The sequence below is a fragment of the Cyanobacterium sp. Dongsha4 genome, from assembly GCF_036345015.1.
Classification (GTDB): domain Bacteria; phylum Cyanobacteriota; class Cyanobacteriia; order Cyanobacteriales; family Cyanobacteriaceae; genus PCC-10605.
The window spans coordinates 1298357-1323326 of record NZ_CP084098.1 but is presented as its reverse complement, the minus strand read 5'-3'; the positions used below and the strand labels follow the sequence as shown (position 1 = coordinate 1323326).

The following is a 24970-nucleotide window of genomic DNA, read 5'->3' as shown; positions in this document are numbered from 1 at the left end:
TTTTAACTTTTCTTAATCCCTAATAGTTAATTTTTGTATGTTCCAAAAAGCACCACCTAGGGCAGAATATTCAACTCCTTCAATGCGATTTCTGACAGCAGATAAAGAGTAGGGATTCACTAAATAAATTAAGGGTAAATATTCAGAGGCTAATTGTTGAGTTTGATCATAAATTTCTTTTCTTTTTTCAAAGTCTAATTCCCTTGCTCCGTCTATATATAATTGTCCAATTTTGGCTTCCCAATCAGCGATAACTCTACCTTCAATGGGTTGTCTTCCGGGTTGAGGTTTTTGATTAAAAAGATGTAAATTTCCATCTGGAAACCATAAATTAGCACCACCATTAGGCTCATTACCGCCAGTAAAACCAATAATATGGGCTTCCCAATCTAAAGAATTACTTAATTTATCTACTAAAACATTAAATGCGATCGGGGTAAAGTCCACAGTAATACCAATTTGGCTTAAATCTTGCTTTATTTGTGAACCTAAAGACTCTCTAATTTTATTCCCCGCATTGGTTAAAAGAGTAAATCTAACTTCATTATTTTCTGAGTCTAAAAGTTTGCCATCTTCTCTATATTTAAAACCTTCTTCTAAAAGTATTTGCTTGGCTAATTCTGGGTCATAATCATATCCTTTAATGGTTTGATCATAAAAAGGTGACTGCACCGAAATGGGGGAGTTTTGAGGCTCTCCTAAACCCCGATAAATATTATTGATCATTCTCTCTCTATTTATACCATGTGCGATCGCTCTCCGAAAATTGACATTATTAAACCATCTTGATTTATAAGGAGTTACTAAAGGCTTACCATCTCTTGAACCCTGATTAAGATTGAATGCCATAAAAGTTGTACCATAGGCAGGACCACCATTAAAAATAGTAAAATTTCCTCTCTTTTCTTCTTTCTTTAAAAGGGAAAAATACTCAGGTGTAATGCCAACAGAATCTAAACTACCCGAACGAAATTGTAATAAAGAAGTGTCTGTTGATTCAACAATTTCCCATACAACTTCTTCTATATAAGGTAGCTGATTACCCATAATATCTTTTTCCCAATAGAAAGGATTTTTTGTGAAAATAATTCGTTGAGAAGTTACATAGTTTTTTAATTTATAAGCACCATTAACCACTAAATTTTCAGGGGGAGTATCCACACCCCAAAAAGATAAGAAAAGTGGCTTTCCATCACTGCCTTTAGTATTAACTTTTTCTTCCAAAATATGTTTAGGTAAAATTGCTAATCCTGTGCTATCCAAAAATGGAGCGAATGGTTCAGGAATTGTGAATTTAACTTGAGATTCATTTAATTTTTCTACCGTAGGAAAAGCTCGACTTTGACCAATGCGTAAACTATCCCTAACATTTGTAGGTATCTCTTCATTAAGGTAAATTTGATTATAACTAAAGACAACATCATCCACTGTTAATGGTTGTCCGTCAGACCATTTTAAATCTTCTTTTAAAGTAAAAATAATCGTTAATTTATCATCAGAAATAGTCCAATTTTTAGCCAATGCTGGTTCAATTTCGCCCGTCAAAGGATTCTCTCTTACTAACCCCTCATAGGTTAAACCAAAAATATTAGGTGACTCTTGAGAAAGTGCTACATTAAAGGTTTTTGGATCACTTAAAACTGATTGTATAATTCGTGAGGAATTATCTGTTTTATTGATAACGTTACAACTAGATATTGATAAATTTAAACTTATAAATAATAGAGATATAGTTAATAATTTAGTTATTTTTTCGCAAAATATAGGACGTATAAATTTTAAGGTTTTCATAATTATTAATAGTTGAAATATCAATTCAGTGCTATGATACAAAAATTATATATTAGTTATAGTTTTTATAAAATATATTTTAAATCAATAGTTATTTATGTTAGATTTTTTTATTAATTTATCAGAAAAGTTACCTAGTTTAGCTAAAGATATAATCATTTCTATTCTTCTGCTCGTGTTAGGTTATTGTTTCTTAAAGGTAGCTAAAAATATTGTGGTTAGACAATTAAAAAAAATCAGCAAAGATAATCAGAATTTACTCGCTTATAAAATTACCAATATTTTAGCAAAACATTTTTTACCTATTACCTATTTTGGTTTATTTTACCTTACCATTAAAGAAATTCAGTTACATAAAAGTATTCTCGGTGCTGTTAAAACATTTTCAATTATTGCCACAACTTTTTGCGTGGGAAAATTATTAGTGGACATTGCAAGAATTTTAATCGAATATTATAGTCAAAAATATCATGATTCTAATAAGGAAATTGAGCGTAAAATTAATGCTTTATTTCCTGCTTTAAGAGTAGTAATTTGGACATTAGCAACTATTTTTATTCTCAGTAATTTGGGTTTTGATATAGGGGCTATAGTTGCAGGTTTGGGAATCGGTGGTGTGGCTTTGGCTTTAGCTTCTCAAGGTATTTTACAAGATTTATTTAGTTATTTTGCTATTTTATTCGATCGCCCTTTTGAAATTTCAGACTTAGTAGCAGTAGATGATTATATCGGTTTTGTAGAACATATCGGCATCAAAACAACAAGAATAAAAGCCCTAACCGGAGAGCAATTAATTCTGGCAAATACTGATTTAACTAACTCCAGATTACGCAATTTTAAAAGAATGCAACGCAGACAAGTAATCTTAAAAATAGGGGTAGTTTATGAAACAGAAAACGAAATTTTAGAGACAATTCCTGACATAATAAAAGAAGCATTAATAGGGATAAAAAATATAACATTTGATGTTGCTTTTTTCTCAGGATTTGGTAATTTTAGCTTAAATTTTGACATCATTTATTATGTTCATAGTAACGAATTATATATTTCTCGCATGGCTCAAAATGAGGTAAATTTTGCGATCAAAAAGGCATTTTCTCACCATAAAATTACTTTCGCTTACCCCACACAAACACTTTATGTCAACAACAATTAAAGTATTAAATAAATTATTAAACTTTACCAATGAACTTGACTAAGAATATACTTTAAACAATCATAATCATTTTTCAATAAGACACTAAGAGTCCTACCTGCGTTAACCAGCCAAGTGCGATCGCCATTTCTCAAACGGTATGATTCTCTTAAGGTAGCGGCAATGAGAGATTCAACGGGGGTATTTTGCATTTGTAATAAAACCCTTAAAAAATCTGGATTAGCAGTAAACTTGATTACCTCATCAGGCACACAACGAAAAACCCCTTGATGAATTTGAGGAGGACGGGGAGGCAAATATTGATATATATTGCCATTACTGGGACTATAACCATTATTGTCGTTAGTAGCAGGAGTTTCAAAACCAATAATTACCGCCCGAAATTCGGTTCTCAACATAGCGAAAATTTGCGGTTGCTGTTCCCTTAATTCTGCTAAAGTTAAACCTAACGCTCTTGCTTTGTGTACAGAATCCACAGGAGCAGTAGTTACATTTGTCACCACAGCAAATATTTTATTTCCAGATTCTTCATCAAAAGATTTAACCCAACTGCCGAAGGGTGGCATAGTTGGAAAATTTAATTCTTCTGGCTCTAAGCATTGGGCTAAAAATTCTGTGGTTGAAGTTTCTATTACTTCTCCTATATGTTCAGAAAGGGGATTTTCTCTTTCCTGTTTTGGTAATGGTAAACGCATTGAAAAAATTGAATAATGAGTTCGGAGTTCGGAGTTCGGAGTTCGGGATTCAGGTTTTAAGGTGTTGGGGAGATGAGGGGGGATAGGGAAATCGGGTATTGGGGTGTTAGGGGATTAGGGAGAAATTAATTAAACACTTTTGCCTCTTGCCCTCCCTCCTCTCGAGGGGGGATAAAGGGGGGTTTGCCTTTCGCCTTTTGTCCTTTGCCCCTTGCCCTTTTTTATTCTAATTGATTTGTACCACTTCAGGGAAGATAGCAATTTCAGCAATACTATCTAAACCAACGGAATTCAACAATTCAACCCATTCTTTTTTTATTTGATTGTCTTGTGGATTTTCGGCACGTAGTAAAGCTAATCCTTCTAGGGTGTCATACCAAATACCTGCTTCAGCTAGGGTATTTAAACTATCCCATTCTTTATCTGTTGTTATTTCCTGTTGCATTTCTTCGGGTAAAGAAACTTTTTCTAACCAACCAACTGTTCTTAATTTAAAAGCGGTTAAGGGGTTATCGTCTTCTGAGATTAACTGAATCTCCCATTTGTACAATTTTGTTTCTTCTAGGTTAATGTTAGCTGGTAATTTGACTCTTAAAACTCCTGCTTCATTGGGGGGGGTAAAATTTTTGGTATATATTTCTTTGCCATTTTCATCTACCACCTTGACAGTTGCGTCAAAAGCATCATTCTTAGGTAGATAAACAAAGATTGTGGGTGAGTCGTCAATGGTTAACGCTAATTTTTCAGGGGGAATAATGGCGGTTACTACCGTTGATTTGTCGCCACTTCTGGTTGCTCCCCCAATTCTTGCCCCCGGCACTCCTCTATCTGGTAATTTGAAACGTAGGCGAGGCATGGTTTGGGCTATTAATGAACTATTGGTATTTTTTTGATAACTATTTGCATTAAAGTCTTGAGTTTGTGCTGATATATTCGTGGGATTAAGTAAAATAATTGAAGTAATACTAGCTATAGATGCGATCGCTTTTAACATATTTTGTTCCTCAAATCTTTTTTCTATATTAACTAAGTTTTTCCTAAATTTTGTTGATAATAGTTAGTCAAGAAGAAACTAGGAAGAAATAGTAACTATTTTTCGTAAATAAATGAAAATAAGATAACACAGAATTTATTGTAATCAATTTTACTCTAATTAAATGCAATATCCCTTCTTTTTCCTAATCTCTCCTTAACTATTTAGACTTTCATAAATTTATGAATAATTCGTTACAATTCTTAAAATATAATCTACAAAAATATTGGGGATATGATGATTTTCGTTATCCTCAAAAGGAAATTATTAACTCACTTTTATCAGGCAAGGATTGTTTAGTAGTAATGCCTACAGGTGGCGGTAAGTCTCTCTGTTTTCAGTTACCCGCTTTATTACAAAAAGGTTTAACTATAGTGATTTCACCCCTTGTGGCTTTAATGGAAAATCAAGTATTGGAGTTGCGACAAAAAAATTTACCTGCTTCTATTTTACATAGTGAAATGAAAAAGCGCGATCGCACCTTTACTTTAAACTTACTAGAAAATCAGAAATTAAGGTTGCTATATCTTTCTCCAGAAACTCTCCTTTCTCCGCCTATTTGGAAAATAATTTCTCATCCTAACTTGATTATCAACGCCCTAATTTTAGACGAAGCCCACTGTCTTAGCCAATGGGGGGATAGTTTTCGCCCGACATATTTGCGTTTAGGTGCAATTCGTTCTAGTTTAATTAAATCTAAACTAAATTCTCCTCAAATGGGTATGAAAAAAGAATCTATAATTTTGCCCATCGCCGCTTTCACCGCTACAGCAGATAATAATACTCAGAAAATTATTCAAGAATATTTGCAATTATCGAATCCTGAAAAATTTTTAATTAGTCCTTATCGAGATAACTTACAGATAAAAATTAAAACTATTTGGACTCCCAAAAGTAGAAAAAAACAATTAATTAACCACATAAAAAATAAAAAGAAACAAAGTGGCTTAATTTATGTCAGAACCAGAAAAGATAGTGAAAATATTAGTCACTTACTAAATGAATTAGGTTATCAAAATAAAGCATATCATGGCGGATTAGAAGCAAGTATTCGCAGAAACATTGAGCAAGATTGGTTAGAAGAAAAAATCAAATTTGTGGTGTGTACATCTGCTTTTGGCATGGGCATTAATAAACCTAACCTACGATGGATATTCCACTATCAAGCCCCTGTCTTTCTTTCTGAGTATATTCAAGAAATAGGTAGAGGTGGCAGAGACGGCAAACTAGCAGAAGTAATAACCCTAATTAGTGAAAAAACGGGTCTCTTTAATCCTGAAGATAAAAATATCAAAAAATACTTTCTCCAAAGACAAATTAAGCAATATCAAGAAGCAATTAATATAATTAAAAAATTGCCATTTCAAGGGAATATAGAAAATTTATCCAGAGATAAACAGGTATATCTTTCAATCTTAAATCTTAGTAAACAATTATATTGGTTAGACCCATTTAACTATCAAATTAATCTCAAAAATCCTCAAGAAAATATCAAATATTTAATTCAAAAACAAAAAAAATTAGTCAAATTAACCGAAGAATATATGAGAACAAAAAAATGTCGTTGGGGTTTTCTCCTCAATGCTTTTGGATTTTTACAGGGTAGAGATTTTCGTTGTGGGAAATGCGATAATTGTGAAGCTAGTATCCGCAATAATTTCAAATAGTAATTAACCTGAGTTCGGAGTTAAGATAAAAAAGAAATTTGCTCCCAACCTCCCAACAACCTAACACTTACCTGATATTCTTAAACCAAATTGAGGTCAACTAACTTATACTGTTATTCAGCAATGCTCTTTTTCGTAGGCGGCGACAATTTTTTGCACGAGAGGATGTCTAACTACATCTGCTTGAGTAAGGTAACAAAAACCAATACCCTCTACATTTTTTAAGATTTTGGTGGCAACTACTAAACCTGATTCTTGATGGGATGGTAAATCTGTCTGGGTTATATCTCCTGTGACAATCATTTTTGAACCAAAGCCTAAACGAGTCAATACCATTTTTAATTGTGCTGGAGTGGTGTTCTGAGCTTCATCTACAATGACAAAAGCATTACTTAGGGTTCTTCCTCTCATATACGCAAGGGGGGCAACTTCTATTTTTCCTCTTTCCATCAAGTCGGGAATTTTAATCGGTTCAATAAATTCATATAGGGCATCATAAAGGGGGCGTAAAAAGGGGTTTACTTTCTGTTGTAAGTCTCCGGGTAAAAATCCTAATTTTTCTCCTGCTTCTACAGCAGGACGTGTTAAAATGAGACGATCGCACTCTCCATTTAATAGAGCTTGTACGGCAATAACCGCCCCTAAGAAAGTTTTTCCAGTTCCAGCAGGACCAATACCAAAGGTAATATCATATTTTTTAATAGCTTTGACGTATTGTCTTTGACGAAAAGTTTTTGCCCGTATCAATTCTCCATGACGGGTTTTGGCTAACACATCATTTTGAATATCCTGATACTCTTCCACTCTTCCTGTATCTAGTGCTTGAAATGCGGTTAAAATATCTGGTTGAGTGATAGATTTAGCACTATCCCAATAGGGTTTTAAAAAGTTAATCACATCTATACTTCTCTGTACAGGTTTTTCTTTTCCGTAAATAACTAAATCTTGTCCCCGCAGTATTAAATTTGCTCCTGTATGACGGGCAATAAATTGTAAATTTTCTTCTTGAATACCTGCAAGTGCGATCGCACTTTCTATGTTTGGTAAGGCAATAGTTTGAGTATTTTCAGTCATTTAACAATTAGCAATTAGAAAAGAGCAAGGGTGAGTGGTGAATAATGAATAGTTTATAGTTAAAAAATTTCTAGCTTCTGACAAGGGTGATTTCTACTCATTACTTCCCAATACTTTAACATCTCAGATAAAGAATATTAAATGATACCGATATGTTCTGGAGGCCAAAAAGTGAAAATAGCTTTGCCAATAATATTTTCTACAGGCAAAAATCCCCAGATATGAGAATCGTTACTGTTATTGCGATTATCTCCCATGACAAAGACGTATCCTTGAGGTACTTCGATCGCATCTAAGTTGTATTGTGGGGGACTGAGAATATAGTCTTCTTCTAGGGGCAGATTGTTCACATAAACTTTTCCTTCTTTAACGGCAACGGTTTCTCCTGCTTGGGCAATAATTCTTTTAATGAAGGCTTGATCTTGTTGATACCCCAAAATTTGTAGTTGTGGAGGAGGGCTGAAAACGATAATATCTTGATTTTGAGGCTTAGTAAAATTATAAGATACTTTGTCCACTACGAGGCGATCGCCTATGGCTAAAGTGGGATACATAGACTCAGAGGGAATAAAACGGGGTTCAGCAATAAAAATCCGAATTAATAGGGCAAGAATTAAGCCGAGGGCAATGGTAGTAAAGTTTTCTTTGATTATTGTCCGAAGACTGAAATTTTGTTTTACCGTTTCTGAGGATTTGGTCATAAATTATAAGTATTGTTGAGAAAAATATAGTTATTATTTTGGGATTTATTACTATAAATTAAAGTTAAGTTTATTGATTATCAATTATAAGACTTGAGGGTAATCTTCTGTAGTGATCCAAAAATGCTTATTCTAAACTTAATATTAGGAAGAATTAATGTTAAGGATCATAAAAGAGAAACTCTTTGATAATATTAGCAAGAGTCAATAATTTAATCAAAATCAGACTCAAAGGAACTATCTAAAAATTTACTTTAGGAGATATTATTTTATGGAATCTAAAGTTCAAGACATGGAAACTAAACAAGAAACAATGGAAAAGAAAATTAGTAATGATGTCCCCGGAATGATGACTACCACTGGTAAATCTGCTGGTGATAGTAGTTGGCAAGAATATGTGGATTTGGTGGTGGACTTCTTAGCAAAAGTTCCTGAACAATTAGGCAGTTTCTTTTCTGATTACCAAAAACCCCTTACCACAACTGGTTTAATTGTTGCGTCTGCGATTACCGTTTATATTACTTTATCTGTTTTAGATGCGATCGACAATATTCCCTTACTTTCTTCTATTCTTGAATTAGTTGGTTTGGGTTATAGTGTTTGGTTTGTTACTCGTTATTTACTCAAAGCGTCCACTCGTCAGGAATTATTTTCTGAGTTTGATAGCTTAAAGCAACAAGTTTTAGGTGGTAAGGCTGACAATTAAGCTAAGTAGTAGGGCTTGGGGTGTCAGAGAGTTAGGAGTTAAGAGTTAGAAGTTATTAATTATCAACTATTTACCGTTGCTCTCCCCCCTCGAGAGGGGGATAAAGGGGGGTTTTCCTCTTGCCCCTTGCCCTGTCTTAATTTTTAACTCATCTGTGCTGATGTTCAATTTTCGCATCCAAGCTGATAGTCATATTTCCCCTTCTCAACAGTTAATTGATCAAATTCAGTTTGCGATCGCATCTGGTCAATATCCCCCCGGTCATCGTTTACCTAGTACAAGACAACTAGCCCAAGTCACCAATTTACATCGCAACACCATCAGTAAGGTTTATCGACAACTGGAAAAAAAAGGTTTGGTAGAATCCATCACAGGTTCAGGCATTTATGTTAAATCTCAAGGAGATGAAGCCACAAAAAAAAATAAACATTTAGTCGGATTAGATTCATCTCAGGCAGACATTATTAAGAGAAGTATTGAACAATTATTACAACAAGGTAATAACCTAGAACAAATTAAACAACTTTTCTTAGGGGAAATTGAATGGCGTTTAAGATGTAGTGCCTTAATCTTAGTAACAGTTCCAAAAGTGGACATAGGTGCAGGACAGTTAATGGTACTAGAATTAGAACAGGCTTTATTTGTTCCCACTCAATTAGTGCCTTTAGAAGAATTAAATCACATCCTAACTCAAACCAAATCTGCCACAGTGGTAACAAGTCGTTATTTTGTGCCTCAAGTTTTAGAAATTGTCTCTCCTGAATCCACAAGAGTTATTCCCATCGATATTTATGACTATAAAAAAGAATTAACCATCATTCGACAATTACCCAAAAATGCGAATTTAGGAATCGTTAGCTTAAGTGGTGGTATTTTAAGAGTTGCAGAAATTTTAATTCATAGTCTTAGGGGAGATGAAATTAATACGATTACTGCTACTATTCATGATCAACGGAAACTTAATCATCTTATTCGTTTTGCTGATATAATAATGTGCGATCGCAACTGCTCCACCCTTGTCAAAAAAACCCTGCAAAAACTAGAATCAGACTTGATCAGAATACCAAAAATTATTGCCACCAATAACTACATCAGCGAAAAATCTATTCAACTCCTAAAAAAAGAATTAGAAATTAACCATTAAAAAATAAATAATAAAAAACACCTGTAACCTAAAACCTGACTCCTCTTTTTTAAACCACTATCTAACCTCGTTACTTATTTCTCAAATATGGAAAAATTGAGTGAACAAATTAAAGAAAAAGCCCTCGAAATAGGATTTCATCGAGTCGGCATAGTTGATGTAAATGAAAATAAAGATAAACAGCAAGAAAATCAAAAAAGACTGCAAAAATGGTTAAATAACGGCTACCATGCCCAAATGGAATGGATGGATAATCCTCGGCGTAAAGATATTACCCTTTGTTGGCAAGAAGTTAAATCAATTATCTGTCTGGCTTTAAACTATTACACTCCTCATCAACACTCAGATAATCCAGAAATCGGCAAAATATCTCGTTATGGTTGGGGTAGAGACTATCATCGCATTATCACCAAAAAACTCAAAATCCTCGCCCATTGGTTGACAGAAAAAGACCCTAGTGCCAAAGTTAAATACTATGTAGATACAGGACCTATTCAAGATAAATTCTGGGCTCAACAAGCAGGTATTGGTTGGATTGCGAAGAATGCTAATGTGATCACAAGAGAATATGGTAGTTGGGTCTTTTTAGGAGAAATTTTAACTAACCTACCTCTGGAAGCCGACAACCCCCATACTAACCACTGTGGTACTTGCACCCGTTGCTTAAGTGCCTGTCCTACTAATGCTATTACAGAACCCTTTGTTGTGGATGCTAACCGATGTATTGCCTATCATACCATTGAAAATAGAAGCCCTCAATTACCTGATGAGATTGCTAAAAACTTAAATGGTTGGGTGGCAGGTTGTGATATTTGTCAAGATGTTTGTCCTTGGAATCAGAGCTTTGCCCAAGAAACCGATATTACCGATTTTCACCCTTACCCAAAAAATCTTTATCCTAAATTAGCAGACTTAGCAAACATGACTGAACAAGAATGGGATCAACGCTTTCAAGGTTCGGCTTTAAGACGTATCAAACCTCAAATGTGGCAACGCAATGCAAAAACTCAAATGAGAAAGATTTAATTTTTTTCTCAAAATACTTGTTTAGTACGAGTGTTCTAGGTTAAATTAAAACTAATACAGACTAAATCTCATACCTAAATTTTGTGAATTATGGAAAATTTGACTCCTGCTCAAAAGCAATTATATGATTGGTTGGTGGAGTATATCAATACAAATAAACATTCTCCTTCCATTCGAGAAATGATGAAAGCAATGAATTTGCGATCGCCTGCACCGATTCAGAGTCGTTTGGAAAAGATGCGTAAAAAAGGCTATCTTGAGTGGACAGAAGGACAAGCACGTACCTTAAAAATTCTCAAAAACTATCATCAAGGTTTACCTTTGTTGGGTAAGGTTAAAGAGGGGGGTGTAGTTGAATCTTTCTCGGATGAACAAGAAAAAATTGATTTTGGTTCGATGTTTCCTTCTTCCACTTCTTATGTGTTGCAAGTTGAAGGAGATAACATGATTTCTGTCCATATCAGTGATGGAGATTACTTAGTTATGGGAGATACAGAAGGCGATAAATCCATCAAAGCAGGAGAAATTGTCACGGTAAAGGCAGAAGGATACGGCACAATGGTCAAAAGAATTGATTATAATGCCAGTAAAACTATTCTGACAGGTTTTAAGCCAGAAGAAGAAAAGATTACTATTGCATCTAATAAGGTGGAAATAGAAGGGGTTTTACTAGCGGTTTTCCGCTTAAATCAGTAAAAAAAGTTAGGTGTTAGGTTGAATAAGCTATTTGAAGAATTAGAGAATTAGAGAAAAAATATTTTATTTAAACAACATAATGACTGATTTATAGTTGAATTTTATTCATCTAAAAAATTATTTGAGGAGTGATAATTAATGAAAGTTTGGTTAGTAAGTTTTTTTATTTTGTTTGCTTTGACCCAGTTTATTATGTGGTTAAAAAATTTTTTTATGCCCCTTCCGCTTTATATTTTTGGAGGTGCTTTTCTTGCGATCGCATCTAACTATGATCAAAATATTAGCAAGTTTATTAGTCACAAAACTCAAACTTTTTTTGGGTCAAAATTAGATGATTAATTTAACATCAATTCGGCTTAAGAATATCTGATAAAGGGAGGTTTTAGGTTTCAGGTTAATTTACTCTTAGTTAGGGAATAAAAAAGAGGGCAAGGCTATGGAGTTATTGATCAAAAATCGTTATCAAGCCCTAAGAATCATTGGGGAAGGGGGCTTTGGGAAAACTTTTCTAGCCATTGATACCCATAGTCAAAATCAATGTCGTTGTGTTATTAAACAACTGTTAAACACTTCAAAATCTTCTCAATCAAAAAACTGGCAGCTATTTATTGCGGAAATTCATCGTTTACAATTTCTCAATACTAATCCCCATATTCCAAAATTAATTGATTTCTGCGAACAAGATAATAATTATTATATTATTCAAGAATTTATTGACGGAGAAAATCTAAAATTAGAGTTAAATAAGCAAGGTATTTATTCAGAGAAAAAAATAATCAAATTACTTCGAGAAATCTTGCCAGTATTAAAATTTATTCATGATAAAAATATAATTCATAGGGATATAAAACCAGAAAATATTATTAGGAAAATAGATAATCAACAACTTTATTTAGTTGATTTTGGAGCTTCAAAATTATTAAGTCAACAAGACCCCTATAAAACCGCTACAGTCATTGGTAGCCCTGAATATATTGCCCCTGAACAAGCCAGAGGAAAAACCGTTTTTGCCAGTGACATATATAGTTTAGGTGTCACTTGTTTATCTTTACTCACAGCGCGATCGCCTTTTGATTTAATTGACCTAAATAATAATTGGATTTGGCAAGAATATGCAAGAGAAAAAATAAATAAAAATCTCTGTAAAATTCTCAATAAAATGGTTAGCTTTTCCCTTACTCAACGCTATACAAAAGTAGAAGAAATAATTAAAGATTTAGAAAAAATAGAAGAAAAAAAACACATATCTTGGCAGACAACCACAGCCCTAGTTATTGTTTCAGTTTTAGGATTATTCAATATAAATAATTATCATAATCAGAAAGAAGAAGAAAATTTAGAAAGAACTAAAAAAGATGATTATAACAAAGAAAATATAATTCATAATCAAGAAAAATTACCAGAGCAAAATAAAAGTGTATCAGAAAAAATTATATTAAAATCAGATAAAGACTTAGAAAAAGAAGCATTAGAAGGATTAATTTTATTGACAAATATTCAAGATAGTTATTACCAAAAAAATGGAGAATTTTTAGAAAAAACTCCTTATTTACCATTGGGAGAAGGACATATTTTTAAAATACAAAAACTATCACCCCATCATATAGCAATCATTGCATTAGCGAAAAATGACAATCTCAAAAATTTTGTGACCATGATTTGGGGAGGAAATCCTAACTCAAAAGAAAATATTTCTAAGCAAAAAAACTATAAACCTAAACCAACGGATTGGGGAGTTTTTGCAACCCCTAATTTAGGCACACAAAACACAAAATATGCCATTAGATTCAATAACTGTGAAACGGAAAAACCAGAAAAAAAATATCCCTATTTCACTAACTTAAAGTTAACCGAATCCCTACCTTTATCCTATGAAGAACTATCTTGTCCTCAAGGATATACTTATTCTTTATCTATGCTAGAATTAATGAGTCAAAAAGCTAGTGAAGCGCCTCCAGCTATTACTTATGATGTGAGGGGCAATAATTTAACCATTAAAGACTAACTAAAAAATGCGGATGGCGAGACTCGAACTCGCAAGGCAAAGCCACACGCCCCTCAAACGTGCGCGTATACCAATTCCGCCACATCCGCTAGGTCACATTTCAACATTCTAACGAATTTTTTTTTACAAGTCAATATCCTATTCTTTTATTGCCAATCTAATTGGTATCTTTCCTTAGCACGGCGATCGCAGTAATCAATTAACTCCTCTATATATTCAGGGGAATCAACTTCTATAATTACCCCACCGATTTGATCAAACTCCTCATTGGTAGAAGATCTCCATTTTTGTTCTACCTTAACCACAATATCAGGGCTTATTTCCTCATCTTCTTTAACAGGACTTAAGATAATTTCAAACTCATCCCCAGACTGAAAATTTTTATCAACAATAATTTTAATACCAGAACGGTTTAAGTCGAGAGTGAATCCCAAAAATTTATGATCCAAGTCCAAAACCCTACAAACAGCAAGAATACGTCTGAATTGTCTCTGTTCATTTATCGAATTAATATCAACATTATTATTCATAATTAATAATAGTAAAAGAGTGAAAAACTTATATTGAATCTTATTTTTTATACTTTCATTGTAATGCCCGATAGGGGGATTATTCCATTAATTTTAATTCATAATTTTCTCTCACCTATTCGTGAGCTTTTTATTCAGGAGAAGACATAGGATCTTTTTCTTTGATTATAACTTCATTTTCAGGGCTTTTCTTCTCTTGCTCTTTTTCTCCAGAAGAGTTAGTAGAAGGATTAATTATTTCTCTTGCAGAAGGAGATGGTGCTTGACTGTCTTTTTTCGTTGAATTCTCAATAATTGGAGGTAATTTTGGAGGAGTAGTCGTTTTTTTCGTCTCAGGATTAGGTTTCAGCAAAACTTCTGCACTATTAGTTGGTGTACTTAATTTATTGACTGTAGTAGGTTGTTTTATTTGGGAATTATTGGAATTCTCTTTTTTTACGGGTGTTGCCACCGACGAGGGTTGAGAATGACTAGGGCTATCTTTGACATTGTTGGGGGTAGCAGGTTTAACACTACTGGGCTTTACTGGATTGGGATTGGAAGAAGGTTGGGGGCTAGATTGGGGAACATTACCCAAATTAGACAATGAAACAGAAGGACATACTTTTGTATCGTATTGAAAATTAACATAAACATGGTAGGGAATATTACCATCGCCAGTATTTTCAAATTGTCGGGCATTAATTTGTTTTAATGCTTGTTCATTAAATAAGTTATATCCAGCACTTTTAATCAGTTGAGTGTCAACCACATTCCCCATAGAGTTAACAACAACACCATAAGTAGTAGTGCCTTCTAGTTTCTTAACACAAGCATCTTTAGGATATACACCAACAATAGTAATTTCTTTCGGATTAACGTTCTGCACATTTTTAGCCCATGCAACATAATTTTTTCTAGCTTCCTCATCGCTTGTATTTTCTGGATTTGGGGCTAATTTATCCGTTAGATTATTAAATTGATTTTCCAACTTAACGGGTAAGTTATTGTCAGGATTTGATGTTTGAGAGGAAGAATCTTTAACGTCAGTTTTATTATCTCGATTATTTATTACATCTCTAGGGTTAACCGTAACCTCAATGGGAGAATTAGCAAATAATTGTCTTCTGATTTCTGCTTGTCTTTCCGCATCAAGAATTTGATTAATTGGAACATCTGTTTGGTTAAAAGGAGAAGATGTGGATGTGCCGGAGTTATTTTTCTGAGTTATTTGATCAATTTTATCTTGAGGAATCGGCGGTAAATTAGCAAGGGAATTTTGATTAATGGGTGGTGGTGGTGGCAAATCTAAGGGAGCAGTGGGATTAGTTTCAAACTGTAAAGATGTTTGAGGGATAGGGGCGGTGGAAAAGTTGCTAATTGAAGCAGGAGGAGGAGGGGGTAAGGCAGAAAAATCCTGATACATCATTCCTCCATCTAGTGGCGGTAAATCAAAACCACTATTCTCCAAACTTTCTAAAGGAGGTATGGGAATTGTTAAACCGTTGAAATTATCTATTTCTGGTAAAGGGTTAAGACTATTCCAATCTAATGAGTTTGAGGGGTTTAAATTGGGCAGACGAGTTTGTTCTAAGGAATTTAATTCTATAATTGGGGTGTTGGTCAAACCATTAGAATTATTAGAATTACCTTGAGCATACCATCTGGGAAAGATGAGGGTGAAAAAAAGACCATGAGCTGTAATTGAAGCTAATAACGCCCAGTTAATTTCCCTGATAATTTGATTAAAAGCAATGGTTGGTTTTTCTAAATTTTTAATGGTAGTCATAGAATATTCCTTATAGGTATGGGAGAAATGAAAATTAGTTAATGAGTAATGATGGATAAATTTTCTCTTATTGTATCGAAACCTTTTGAGACTTACGATATTTTTAAAAGATCAATGTTTTAACCCGATTAGATTTTCCTTTTTTTGAGTCCCCGTTGCTGTCTCCATCGGTAGAGGTCAAAATGTCTTCCGAATTCTGGTGTAAAAATCGCTCATTACTTCGATAAAGGAACTATCTTGATGCCAAAATGGTGGATAATCTCCTGCTTTTTTGACTACTATAGCGAGAATGGTATTAGAAGAATTATCTGGTAAATGCTCTGGTATTCTTTTTTCTCCTTGCCAGAATTCTTTTTGATTTATGTTGCTATTAGCTGTTACTAACACTGGTTTAGTATAATAGGATTCTGCTGGTTCTGGTGCTAAATTCTCTGTGGTTAATCCTTGGGATAAAATTTGACCGAGGGGCGATCGCATCAATTCCTGATGTAGTTTTTCCTTTTTAAGCCCACGCAATTCAAACAATAAAAAGGGATCTCGATCGATCTCTGAAGCGATAAGATAATAAACTCCTGCTATATGTTTACATGGATTAGACCAATCGGGGCAGGAACAATCTGTTTCAAAATCCTTACTATTATAGGGAAGTAAATGCAGTTTTAATTTTTTATAAAATACTTCCTCTATATTGTCTGGCATTTCATTCATCAATAGTTTACTGACAAAACTGGCTTGAGAGGAAAGAAGTGCGATCGCTTTTTCCCAATCTTCTTGAGAAATGGGAGTTAAAGAGATTTCAGTTTTGTATAAAGGTTCTTTATAAACGCCAAAGTAAGGATTAACTGAACCTCTAACTTTAGCAGTGATTTTTCCTTTAGTAATTTTGTACTCTTTGGCTTTTCCGTTATTGGCATAACTACGCCCCCGACTTAATCTTCCTGAGTCCGTGAAAGATTCTAAGGCTTCGATAAAACGTTTTCCCCACCATGTTTTACTAAATTTACTCATTTTTATTGCTATTAATAAATAGAAATTAATTTATGTGATTATTGTTTTAGTTAAAATTAAATCCAACTGTATCAATTCCTTTCCATAATTCAGAAATTGGTCTAATTTTACCTTCTTTTATTTCTTTCCATGAGTTACGAAAAGTATCTTCTGGAGAGGAGTTAATTTCATGATCATTAATAATTGTTACTCTCACTCTATGTCCTGCTAATTTCTCTCCTTGTAAGAGTATTTCTTCCCAAGTACCTTCAATTTGCAATGGTTTTGATGTCATATTTTTTAACCAAGAAACTACCAAATATATTCTATCTAGTTAAAAAGGATCATAACGCCCTGTCAATCGATACCTAAAACGACTTCTCCAAGACGTCTGTACAATTCTTCTTGTTTTGAATATAAAAAAGAATCCTTAAAAGTTTTATTCGTCTCAGAACTTAAATTTTCCAAAACATCATTAAATTTATTTTTCTGTAAATCATCTAGGACTTGAGATAGTTTAATTTTACTATCAAGATGTGGCTGTAATTTTTCTAATTGATCAATTGATAGTATTTGCCAATGAAAATTAGTAATATGTTCATTTCCTAATATGGCATTTATATGTTCTCGAAAACAAATACTATTAACTAAATACAAAGGCTCTAAGGATACGAGAATTGCGAGAAAAGTAGTGCAATTATAAAATTGTTCTAACCCTAAAACTTTATTTTGACAAGCCTTAATAAAACAACCGAGTTGTTTCAAACCTTTTTCAACTTGTTTTAAACTATCATTTACAGCCTTTTCACTAGCAATTACTTGTGCTGCTCTCGAAAAACGAGTAGCTTTACATTCAAAGACAATTAGTGTTGTTCCATCAATCAAAATCCAGTCAGGAACTTTTCCTCTCTCCTTTGGATAAGAGTTACGAATTTCCGATTCTGAAAATAATTTTTCTGACGTAATACTATTACCTAGTACCTTTCCAACATAGTATTCAAATACATGACCAAAATATTCAGAAAATTGGGTTTTATATTCATTAAACATTTGATAGTAAATTCCCGTAGAAATTCTTGAAGCAACTAAATCAGGTACTGGTGCATGAAAAAAATCTTTATATGAGTTAGAGAATCCTTTATTTTGACAAGGCTTTATTAATGGATACTGTATAATCGGATTAAAATCATGCATTCTAAAACGATGATCTTGATTTTTTCTTTGTTCATATAATTTAATTAACTGAGATTTATCAGCAGAAAGTTGATTGATAATATTTTGGAGTGTACAATCATCTGGTATGCTTATACCTTTTTCACGAAATTTCTTCAAATAATTAGAACTGAATGTAAAGTTATGTTTCGATACAACATAAATTACAAAACCTGTAGTTATAAAATCAAGGACAGAAACACCTGTTATTGCTTGAAACTTATTTTCAAAATCAAATTCTGGAATATGGGATAAACCTTTTAGCTTTTTTGGAATTTCGTCAAATAGTAAAGCTGGACGTGCAAACTCGCTAAAAAGACCCTGATTAAAAGGAAATTGACTACTAACAAGTCGTAGTATCATGAAGACTGGATTTGAATCTTTAAATTCATCAGATAAATCTGTATCAAAAGTTATTGGATCAGCTAGATAGTAATCATTAGATAAATCAATCAAAGATGTAATATCATATCTTCTTATCAACTCGGATGATTTGCTAGGAGGACAAAACCTAATAGCAAATAAAGCAAATCCTGCTACCATAAATGGTTGAAGATTTTGTGATTTTTGTTTTACATAAAGAGAATTTAGAGTATCGCCTAATTTATGTTTTTTTAAATTCCCCTTGATCTTAGACTCTAATTTTTCTAAATCAGAAAGAGATGAAATATTCATACAATACTCTATTAAATAAAAAATATAAAAAATACAAAAAATAATACAAAAATAATCTAAATAATAGTCTGACGATTTAGAGCAATTAACTGTTTAAAACTATCATTATCTAATTCCGTTAACCACGATTCATCTGAGGTAACGATCGCATCTGCTATTTTTTTCTTATCCTCAATCATCAAATCAATTTTCTCCTCTAGTGTACCTAAAGTGACGAATTTATGAACAAATACATTCTTTTTTTGTCCTATTCTAAAAGCCCTATCAGTGGCTTGATTTTCCACCGCAGGATTCCACCAGCGATCAAAATGAAACACATGATTTGCCTTAGTTAAAGTTATCCCCACACCCCCTGCTTTTAACGACAAAATAAATAAAGAAGGTTCAGTATTTTCGGCTTGAAATTCCTCAATCATTTGCTCCCTTTTTTTGCGAGAAGTACCCCCATACAAATAGTAAGTATTATAGTAAAATTTTTGTTTAAAATAATGCTGTAAAGCCTCACCAATTTCCGTAAATTGAGTAAAAATTAAAAGACTTTCACCTTCCGCAATTACCTCCTCAACCATCTCTCCTAACCTTTCTAATTTATGTGAACGTTGGGCATTAAAATCACTATTATCCTGCAAAAATTGACGAGGATGATTGCAAATTTGTTTAAGACGCATCAGAGTAGAAAGTATTAAACCCTTCCTTTGCATTCCTTCCGCTTCTTCTAATTCTCCCGATACTTCTTTCACCACTAATTCATATAAAGAAGCCTGTTCTTTGGTTAAATTACAATATTGTTTATGCTCTACTTTATCGGGCAAATCTTTAATAATATTTTTATCAGTTTTTAATCTTCTTAAAATAAACGGTTCAACTAATTTTTTCAATACAATAGACTGTTTTTTATCATTATTCTTCTGAATTGGTATCTCAAAAGATTTACGAAACTGAGTTTTTTTACCCAAATAACCCGGATTAAGAAAGTTAAAAATTGACCATAAATCCAAGAGACGATTTTCTACAGGAGTACCGGTTAAAGCTAAACGATAATTAGCATTTAATTTTAAAATAGCTTTAGTTTGAGCAGTGCTAGGATTCTTAATATTTTGAGCTTCATCTAAGACAATTCTTTGCCATTTTACCTGATTTAATAATTTTAAATCTTTCCGAGCTAAAGTAAAAGAAGTAATAATTAAATCATAATTTTTTGCCTCAGTTGTAAAGGTTTTTTCCTCAGAGATGCGATCGCCCCCATGATGAATCATTACCTGAAGATGAGGAGCAAATTTTTCCACTTCCTTATACCAATTTCCTACCACCGAAGTAGGGGCAATTAATAAAGTAGGTAATAACTGTTTATTTTCATTTTTTTCCTGAACTAAATGGGCGATAACTTGTACCGTTTTTCCTAACCCCATATCATCTGCTAAACAACCATTTAAACCTAATAGCTCTAAAAATTTTAACCAAGAAACACCTCTCTTTTGATATTCCCTTAAATCCCCTTGAAAATTATCAGGATTATTAGTTAATTCTAGTTGAGTATAATCTGTTAATTTTGCCATCATTTGGGCTAAACTCTCATCATGAGAAACCTCAAACATATCCACTTCTTCTGTGGCAATTTTCATCAATTCTAGTAAACTCTTTTCGTTATTTTCTTCCTGACTATTTTGCCAAAATTCTAGCATTTTTTGCATCTGATTTTGGTCTAATTCTACCCATTCTCCCCTAAATTTAACTAGAGGTATTTTTGCCTCTAATAATTGTCGCCATTCTTGAGGTGTAACAACTTCATTGCCAATGGCTAACTGATATTGATATTGAATAATCGTGTCTAAACTAAAGTAACCTTTCTCATTTTTACTACTAGAAGAAGATGATTTTTTTGTGGATGCTTGTAAGCGAATTTTAGCTTTTTGACGACCGCTCGGAGTCCACCATGCTGGTACAATCACAGTATAACCTGCATCTTGTAAAATCCATGCCACCTCTTTGAGAAAATCAAATGCTTCTGTTAAAGTTAAAGACAATCCTACTGGTTTATCTGTTTCTAATCCAGCCCATAATTTAGGATAAATTCTCGCTCCATAACCTAAGTTTAAAAGTAAGTTTTTTTCAAATTCCTTGCCAAATTGTTCTGTAACTAATTGTTTTGTTTTTTTGTCAAAATGCCAATAATCTTCCAAATTTAATTTTAAAGAAGGATCTTTTTTTGATGCCACCAAAAATTCTAAATACCATTTATCGGGATTTTCTTCCGATGCTTCTTTCAGTCGAAAACATAGATTAAAATCGCTATTATTACTACCGGCAATTATTTTTTGATACCATGTTTGCCATTGTTGATAAGTTTCTAAACTAGCTTTATCGGTTAAAGGTTTTTCCAGCGAAAAAAGACAGTTATGAAGTAAAGAAGAATTGTTAATTTTTTTAGTAAAAACTTGGGGTAAAGAGGTGTTTTTTATTATTTGTTGCAGTAAATATTCGGAAAAATGATGTAATAAAGTTTCTTTGTCATAAAAATTAATTGACTCAGACAATTCATCAAAACCTGCCACACAAGCAAGGGGCATCATCTCAACACATTGCTTAATTAATTGTTCATAATTATGGGAAACAATCGCCCAACTCGGATAAATTTCCCCAGATAAGGATTTAGATTTAGATGTTTTTTTCTTTGTATTAATTTCTCGATATTTTAAGGCAGGAATATATTGATCTTTGAGAATAATTTGTCTAAAGTTTTGGGTATAATAATACCAAAAAAGTAAATCAATTCCTAATACCCATTCTTGAGTTTGATAAAGTGATAAAAAATGCAAATCATTGAGAGTTTTAATTATTTCATTTAAAGGAAAAGATTCGATCGCCCAGTACTGTAATTCAGTATTTTCAGGATATTCTGTTTCTAAATAACGACTTAATGTTAAAGAGGGGAGAGGTTGATTATCACTACTAGGAAGAAGAAAATATTTACTGCTTATTAGTTTAACAGGATCTTGATAATTATTAGATGAAACTCCTAAATCTTTGACTAAAAAATTAGCTAAATCTTCTGAGGTTAGTTGACGGGGATAAAGATTATTAATTTTGGTAATTCTGCGATTATTTTTGGCAATTTCTACCCATAAATAAAACGTACCATTCTGAATAAAATTATCTTCTGAGGAGGGAATCCATGTACCGTGAACAATTTTCATACTCAGCTAATTTGTCTCAAAGTCTAAATCTTATTTTACTGAAAAAAATATTTAAGACTCTATTACTTTAAGTATGTAAATTATTAGTTTAATCTTTAATTAATCATTACTTATTACTTGTTTCCTCCTCTCCTCTCATCCCCTCAAAACTTGACACCTACTTTTATCGGATATGTTTAAGCCTAACAGAGGTTAATGAAGGCTAGAAGCCCAAAATGTAGCAAAAATTATCTTTTTAAACTAGCTTAATTGTTGCCACAATTGGGTTATAGTGGTTGCTGGTTCAAAACAAGATACTCCTCGACACACCACAGCAATACTATTAGATGGTAATTCCTCATCGGTACGAATAACCGTATTAGGTAAGTATTTTTTGATAAGTTGTAGTTTTGTGTTTTTTGTGGTTTTGACACTGGTGCGGTTTAAATACCAGTTTAAGGCGGTAAATAAACTAGGACAACTGGTACTTGCTTTATTCATAATGTCACTAAATAATTTTAGGGTTTTTTCTGCTTCATCTAGGTATTTTTCTTCATCAGTAAATAGGTGCAAACGAACTAAATTTGCGATCGCAATTCCATTGGGAGAAGGCGTAGCATTATCGATATAACTTTTTTCTCTAATTAATAAATCACTGCTATTATCATGGGCATTGTTATAATATCCTCCTTGTTGTTTATCCTGACAAAATTGATTAAATTCAGCTTGAATTTTTATGGCTTGATTCAAGTAAAAATATGTATTAGTGGGATGATTTTGGGCTAAATCTAATAAGGCTTTAATAAATAAACTATAGTCTTCACTTTGGGCGAAAACGGCAACATTTCCCTCATAATTAAGACGATGTAAACGTCCATTTTCCCATTGATGATTAAGGATAAATTCCGTTGCTTTTTCTGCTAAATCTAAATAACTAGCATCTTGAAAAACACCATAAGCAGTAGCTAACCCAGAAATCATTAAACTATTCCAAGCAAGAATCATTTTTGTATCGGTTACGGGGGGTATTCTACCTAACCATTGAACAGTTTTTGCTTCTTGATTATTTTTAGCAGGAGAAAACTTTTCTAAGGAGTTTCTTTCTTCTCCATAACGAACTTTAAAGAGTTTATCTAAGGCATTATTAATTATCTCATTAATGGGCTTATCTTCTCTTTTTTGTAAAATATTTTTACTTTCAAAATTTCCATCTTCACTAATGATAAAAGTATCAATAAAAGCATTAAATTCTTCTGCTGATAATATCTCTTTTAATTGGTGATAACTCCAGACATAAAATTCTCCTTCTTCTGGTTCAATGTGATGAATATCGGCAAAATTATCCGCATCCTGTGCCGCATAAAAATAACCTTTTTCCGAAGTCATTTCTCTTTTTAACCAATCTTTTATACCCTCACAAGCTCTTTTTATTTCTGGTATTTCAGCACCATTAGCCCATAAATTCGCTAAAAACTCCATAATTAAGCCATTATCATAGAGCATTTTTTCAAAGTGAGGTACAGTCCAAGTAGCATCAACGGTATAGCGATGAAAACCACCACCCACATGATCATAAATACCCCCATTAACTAAGTCTAAGGCTCTTCTGATTGCCAAATCTCGACAATTTTCGTCTTTAACTCCCCCTTGCAACGTAATATTACTGTAAGGCATCATCGGGAAACGGGGCGAACCATAATCATTTCTGGCGATAACCTTACTATTATTGGTAATACCTTGTTGTAATAATTCTGGAGTTAGTTGATTTTCTGAGGTAAAAATTATATTACTATTTGTTTCTAAACCCTTGACAATTTCGTTTTTCAATGATAAAAATTTATCTGATTTATCATGATAAAAATCATGAAGAGCTTGTAAAATCTGTAAAAATCCTGGTCTGCCATAACGAGGTTCAATAGGGAAATATGTACCACCGTAAAAAGGTGCTAAATCGTCGGGGGAAAGAAATATATTTAAAGGCCATCCTCCTTGCCCTGTCATCATCTGTAAAGCTGTCATATAGATACTATCAATGTCGGGGCGTTCTTCCCGATCGACCTTTATTGAGATAAAATTATCGTTAAGGTAAGATGCGATCGCATCATCAGAAAAGGCTTCTCCCTCCATAACGGTACACCAGTGACAGCTAGAATAACCAATAGAGAGAAAAATAGGCTTATCCTCCTGCTTTGCTAAATTAAGGGCTTCATCGCACCAATACCACCAATTAATCGGATTATGGGCGTGTTTTTGTAAGTATAAACTTTGAGTATTAATAAGATGATTTGTCATGGTAGTTAATGAATAAATTTTTAACGGGCAACAATGCAAAAGTAAAAAGGCAAGAGGCAAACCCCCCTTTATCCCCCCTCGAGAGGGGGGAGGGCAAAAGAGTTTAATTATTACTTTCCCATTATTCAAGGACTTTTTTCACAAAGCCGAATTATTTCAATGGGTAGGTTATCTGTATCAGCAATAAAAGCTACTTCATACAGTTGATTTTCAATCATTTGTTGTTGAGGGGGAAGCAGAATTTTTAACGGTGAAATTTTAGAATTATCTATTTGACTTTCACGCCAAAATTTTTGTTTTAATTGTTCTAACCATGTGGGTAAATCTATTCTTTTTTCTGTAATATCTAAAGTGAAGTGATAGTAACCAACATAGTGTTCATCATTAAAAGCATCTGGGGCTGGTTTTGGTTGTGGTATTTGCATTAATTCTAGTCTTCCTCCTTCCCCTTCTAGCCAACAAGCAAGGGTGTAACCTGTGGTGAATCTTTCCTTTACCGTAAAACCTAATAATTCATAAAATGCGATCGCACTCATTATATCAGCAGTGCGAATTGAAATATGATGAATCATAATTAACCTGAATTCGGGATAAATTTTCTTCGATGAATGATGAGAAAAGGGCAAGGGGCAAAGTAAA

21 protein-coding genes and 1 tRNA gene are annotated in these 24970 nt (G+C 33.1%); 8 read left to right on the top strand and 14 right to left on the bottom strand.

What is annotated here, in order from left to right:
- Positions 1–12 precede the first annotated feature (12 nt).
- Complete coding sequence (locus Dongsha4_RS05565; RefSeq protein ID WP_330204729.1) at positions 13–1791, bottom strand: ABC transporter substrate-binding protein; 1779 nt, start codon at positions 1789–1791, stop codon at positions 13–15.
- Positions 1792–1888: 97 nt separating this feature from the next.
- Here Dongsha4_RS05565 and Dongsha4_RS05560 point away from each other — a divergent pair, with 97 nt between their 5' ends.
- Positions 1889–2947 carry a mechanosensitive ion channel family protein gene (locus Dongsha4_RS05560; protein WP_330204728.1) on the top strand — a complete coding sequence of 353 codons (1059 nt, stop codon included), beginning with the start codon at positions 1889–1891 and terminating at the stop codon, positions 2945–2947.
- A gap of 23 nt (positions 2948–2970) precedes the next feature.
- Here the strand turns inward: Dongsha4_RS05560 and Dongsha4_RS05555 are convergent, their stop codons facing one another.
- Together Dongsha4_RS05555 and Dongsha4_RS05550 are read right to left on the bottom strand one after the other, a co-directional pair.
- Positions 2971–3642, bottom strand: coding sequence for an HAS-barrel domain-containing protein (locus Dongsha4_RS05555; protein WP_330204727.1), 672 nt, complete (start codon positions 3640–3642; stop codon positions 2971–2973).
- A 226-nt stretch (positions 3643–3868) separates the two neighbouring features.
- Positions 3869–4636, bottom strand: coding sequence for a DUF928 domain-containing protein (locus tag Dongsha4_RS05550; RefSeq protein ID WP_330204726.1), 768 nt, complete (start codon positions 4634–4636; stop codon positions 3869–3871).
- Between the two features lie 221 nt (positions 4637–4857).
- Here Dongsha4_RS05550 and Dongsha4_RS05545 point away from each other — a divergent pair, with 221 nt between their 5' ends.
- Positions 4858–6342 carry a RecQ family ATP-dependent DNA helicase gene (locus tag Dongsha4_RS05545; RefSeq protein WP_330204725.1) on the top strand — a complete coding sequence of 495 codons (1485 nt, stop codon included), beginning with the start codon at positions 4858–4860 and terminating at the stop codon, positions 6340–6342.
- A 117-nt stretch (positions 6343–6459) separates the two neighbouring features.
- Here Dongsha4_RS05545 and Dongsha4_RS05540 read toward each other — a convergent pair whose 3' ends face one another.
- On the bottom strand, positions 6460–7416 hold the full coding sequence (locus Dongsha4_RS05540; protein ID WP_330204724.1) for a PhoH family protein: 957 nt from the start codon (positions 7414–7416) through the stop codon (positions 6460–6462).
- Positions 7417–7553: 137 nt separating this feature from the next.
- Positions 7554–8117: a signal peptidase I gene (lepB, locus tag Dongsha4_RS05535; protein WP_330204723.1), complete on the bottom strand. Its 564-nt coding sequence runs from the start codon at positions 8115–8117 to the stop codon at positions 7554–7556.
- 271 nt (positions 8118–8388) lie between these two features.
- Between lepB and Dongsha4_RS05530 the strand changes: the two genes are divergently transcribed.
- The 6 genes from Dongsha4_RS05530 (at position 8389) to Dongsha4_RS05505 (ending at position 13694) form a co-directional block, all read left to right on the top strand.
- On the top strand, positions 8389–8823 hold the full coding sequence (locus Dongsha4_RS05530; RefSeq protein ID WP_015218263.1) for a CAAD domain-containing protein: 435 nt from the start codon (positions 8389–8391) through the stop codon (positions 8821–8823).
- Positions 8824–8983: 160 nt separating this feature from the next.
- Positions 8984–9967 carry a GntR family transcriptional regulator gene (locus Dongsha4_RS05525; RefSeq protein WP_330204722.1) on the top strand — a complete coding sequence of 328 codons (984 nt, stop codon included), beginning with the start codon at positions 8984–8986 and terminating at the stop codon, positions 9965–9967.
- Between the two features lie 87 nt (positions 9968–10054).
- Positions 10055–10993, top strand: a complete 939-nt coding sequence (gene queG, locus Dongsha4_RS05520) for a tRNA epoxyqueuosine(34) reductase QueG (RefSeq protein ID WP_330204721.1) — start codon at positions 10055–10057, stop codon at positions 10991–10993.
- 90 nt (positions 10994–11083) lie between these two features.
- Positions 11084–11689 (top strand): transcriptional repressor LexA, encoded by a 606-nt coding sequence (lexA, locus tag Dongsha4_RS05515; protein WP_330204720.1) that lies wholly within the window; start codon positions 11084–11086, stop codon positions 11687–11689.
- A 138-nt stretch (positions 11690–11827) separates the two neighbouring features.
- Complete coding sequence (locus Dongsha4_RS05510; RefSeq protein WP_015220336.1) at positions 11828–12028, top strand: hypothetical protein; 201 nt, start codon at positions 11828–11830, stop codon at positions 12026–12028.
- 97 nt (positions 12029–12125) lie between these two features.
- Entirely contained in the window at positions 12126–13694 is a 1569-nt protein-coding gene (locus Dongsha4_RS05505; RefSeq protein WP_330204719.1) for a serine/threonine-protein kinase, read from the top strand.
- 8 nt (positions 13695–13702) lie between these two features.
- On the opposite strand, the gene Dongsha4_RS05500 is transcribed toward Dongsha4_RS05505, so the two are convergent.
- The 9 genes from Dongsha4_RS05500 to Dongsha4_RS05460 form a co-directional block, all read right to left on the bottom strand.
- Positions 13703–13783: transfer RNA gene (locus Dongsha4_RS05500), tRNA-Leu, on the bottom strand.
- Positions 13784–13840: 57 nt separating this feature from the next.
- Positions 13841–14224, bottom strand: a complete 384-nt coding sequence (locus Dongsha4_RS05495; RefSeq protein WP_330204718.1) for a PilZ domain-containing protein — start codon at positions 14222–14224, stop codon at positions 13841–13843.
- 130 nt (positions 14225–14354) lie between these two features.
- Entirely contained in the window at positions 14355–15992 is a 1638-nt protein-coding gene (locus Dongsha4_RS05490; RefSeq protein ID WP_330204717.1) for a TonB family protein, read from the bottom strand.
- Positions 15993–16169: 177 nt separating this feature from the next.
- Positions 16170–17000, bottom strand: a complete 831-nt coding sequence (locus tag Dongsha4_RS05485; RefSeq protein WP_330204716.1) for an SWIM zinc finger family protein — start codon at positions 16998–17000, stop codon at positions 16170–16172.
- A gap of 46 nt (positions 17001–17046) precedes the next feature.
- Positions 17047–17274 carry a hypothetical protein gene (locus Dongsha4_RS05480; protein ID WP_330204715.1) on the bottom strand — a complete coding sequence of 76 codons (228 nt, stop codon included), beginning with the start codon at positions 17272–17274 and terminating at the stop codon, positions 17047–17049.
- Between the two features lie 62 nt (positions 17275–17336).
- Entirely contained in the window at positions 17337–18866 is a 1530-nt protein-coding gene (locus tag Dongsha4_RS05475; protein WP_330204714.1) for a hypothetical protein, read from the bottom strand.
- Between the two features lie 56 nt (positions 18867–18922).
- Complete coding sequence (locus tag Dongsha4_RS05470) at positions 18923–22060, bottom strand: DEAD/DEAH box helicase (RefSeq protein ID WP_330204713.1); 3138 nt, start codon at positions 22058–22060, stop codon at positions 18923–18925.
- Between the two features lie 240 nt (positions 22061–22300).
- Positions 22301–24331: a thioredoxin domain-containing protein gene (locus Dongsha4_RS05465; protein ID WP_330204712.1), complete on the bottom strand. Its 2031-nt coding sequence runs from the start codon at positions 24329–24331 to the stop codon at positions 22301–22303.
- Between the two features lie 125 nt (positions 24332–24456).
- Positions 24457–24903 carry a VOC family protein gene (locus tag Dongsha4_RS05460; RefSeq protein WP_330204711.1) on the bottom strand — a complete coding sequence of 149 codons (447 nt, stop codon included), beginning with the start codon at positions 24901–24903 and terminating at the stop codon, positions 24457–24459.
- Positions 24904–24970: the final 67 nt, after the last annotated feature.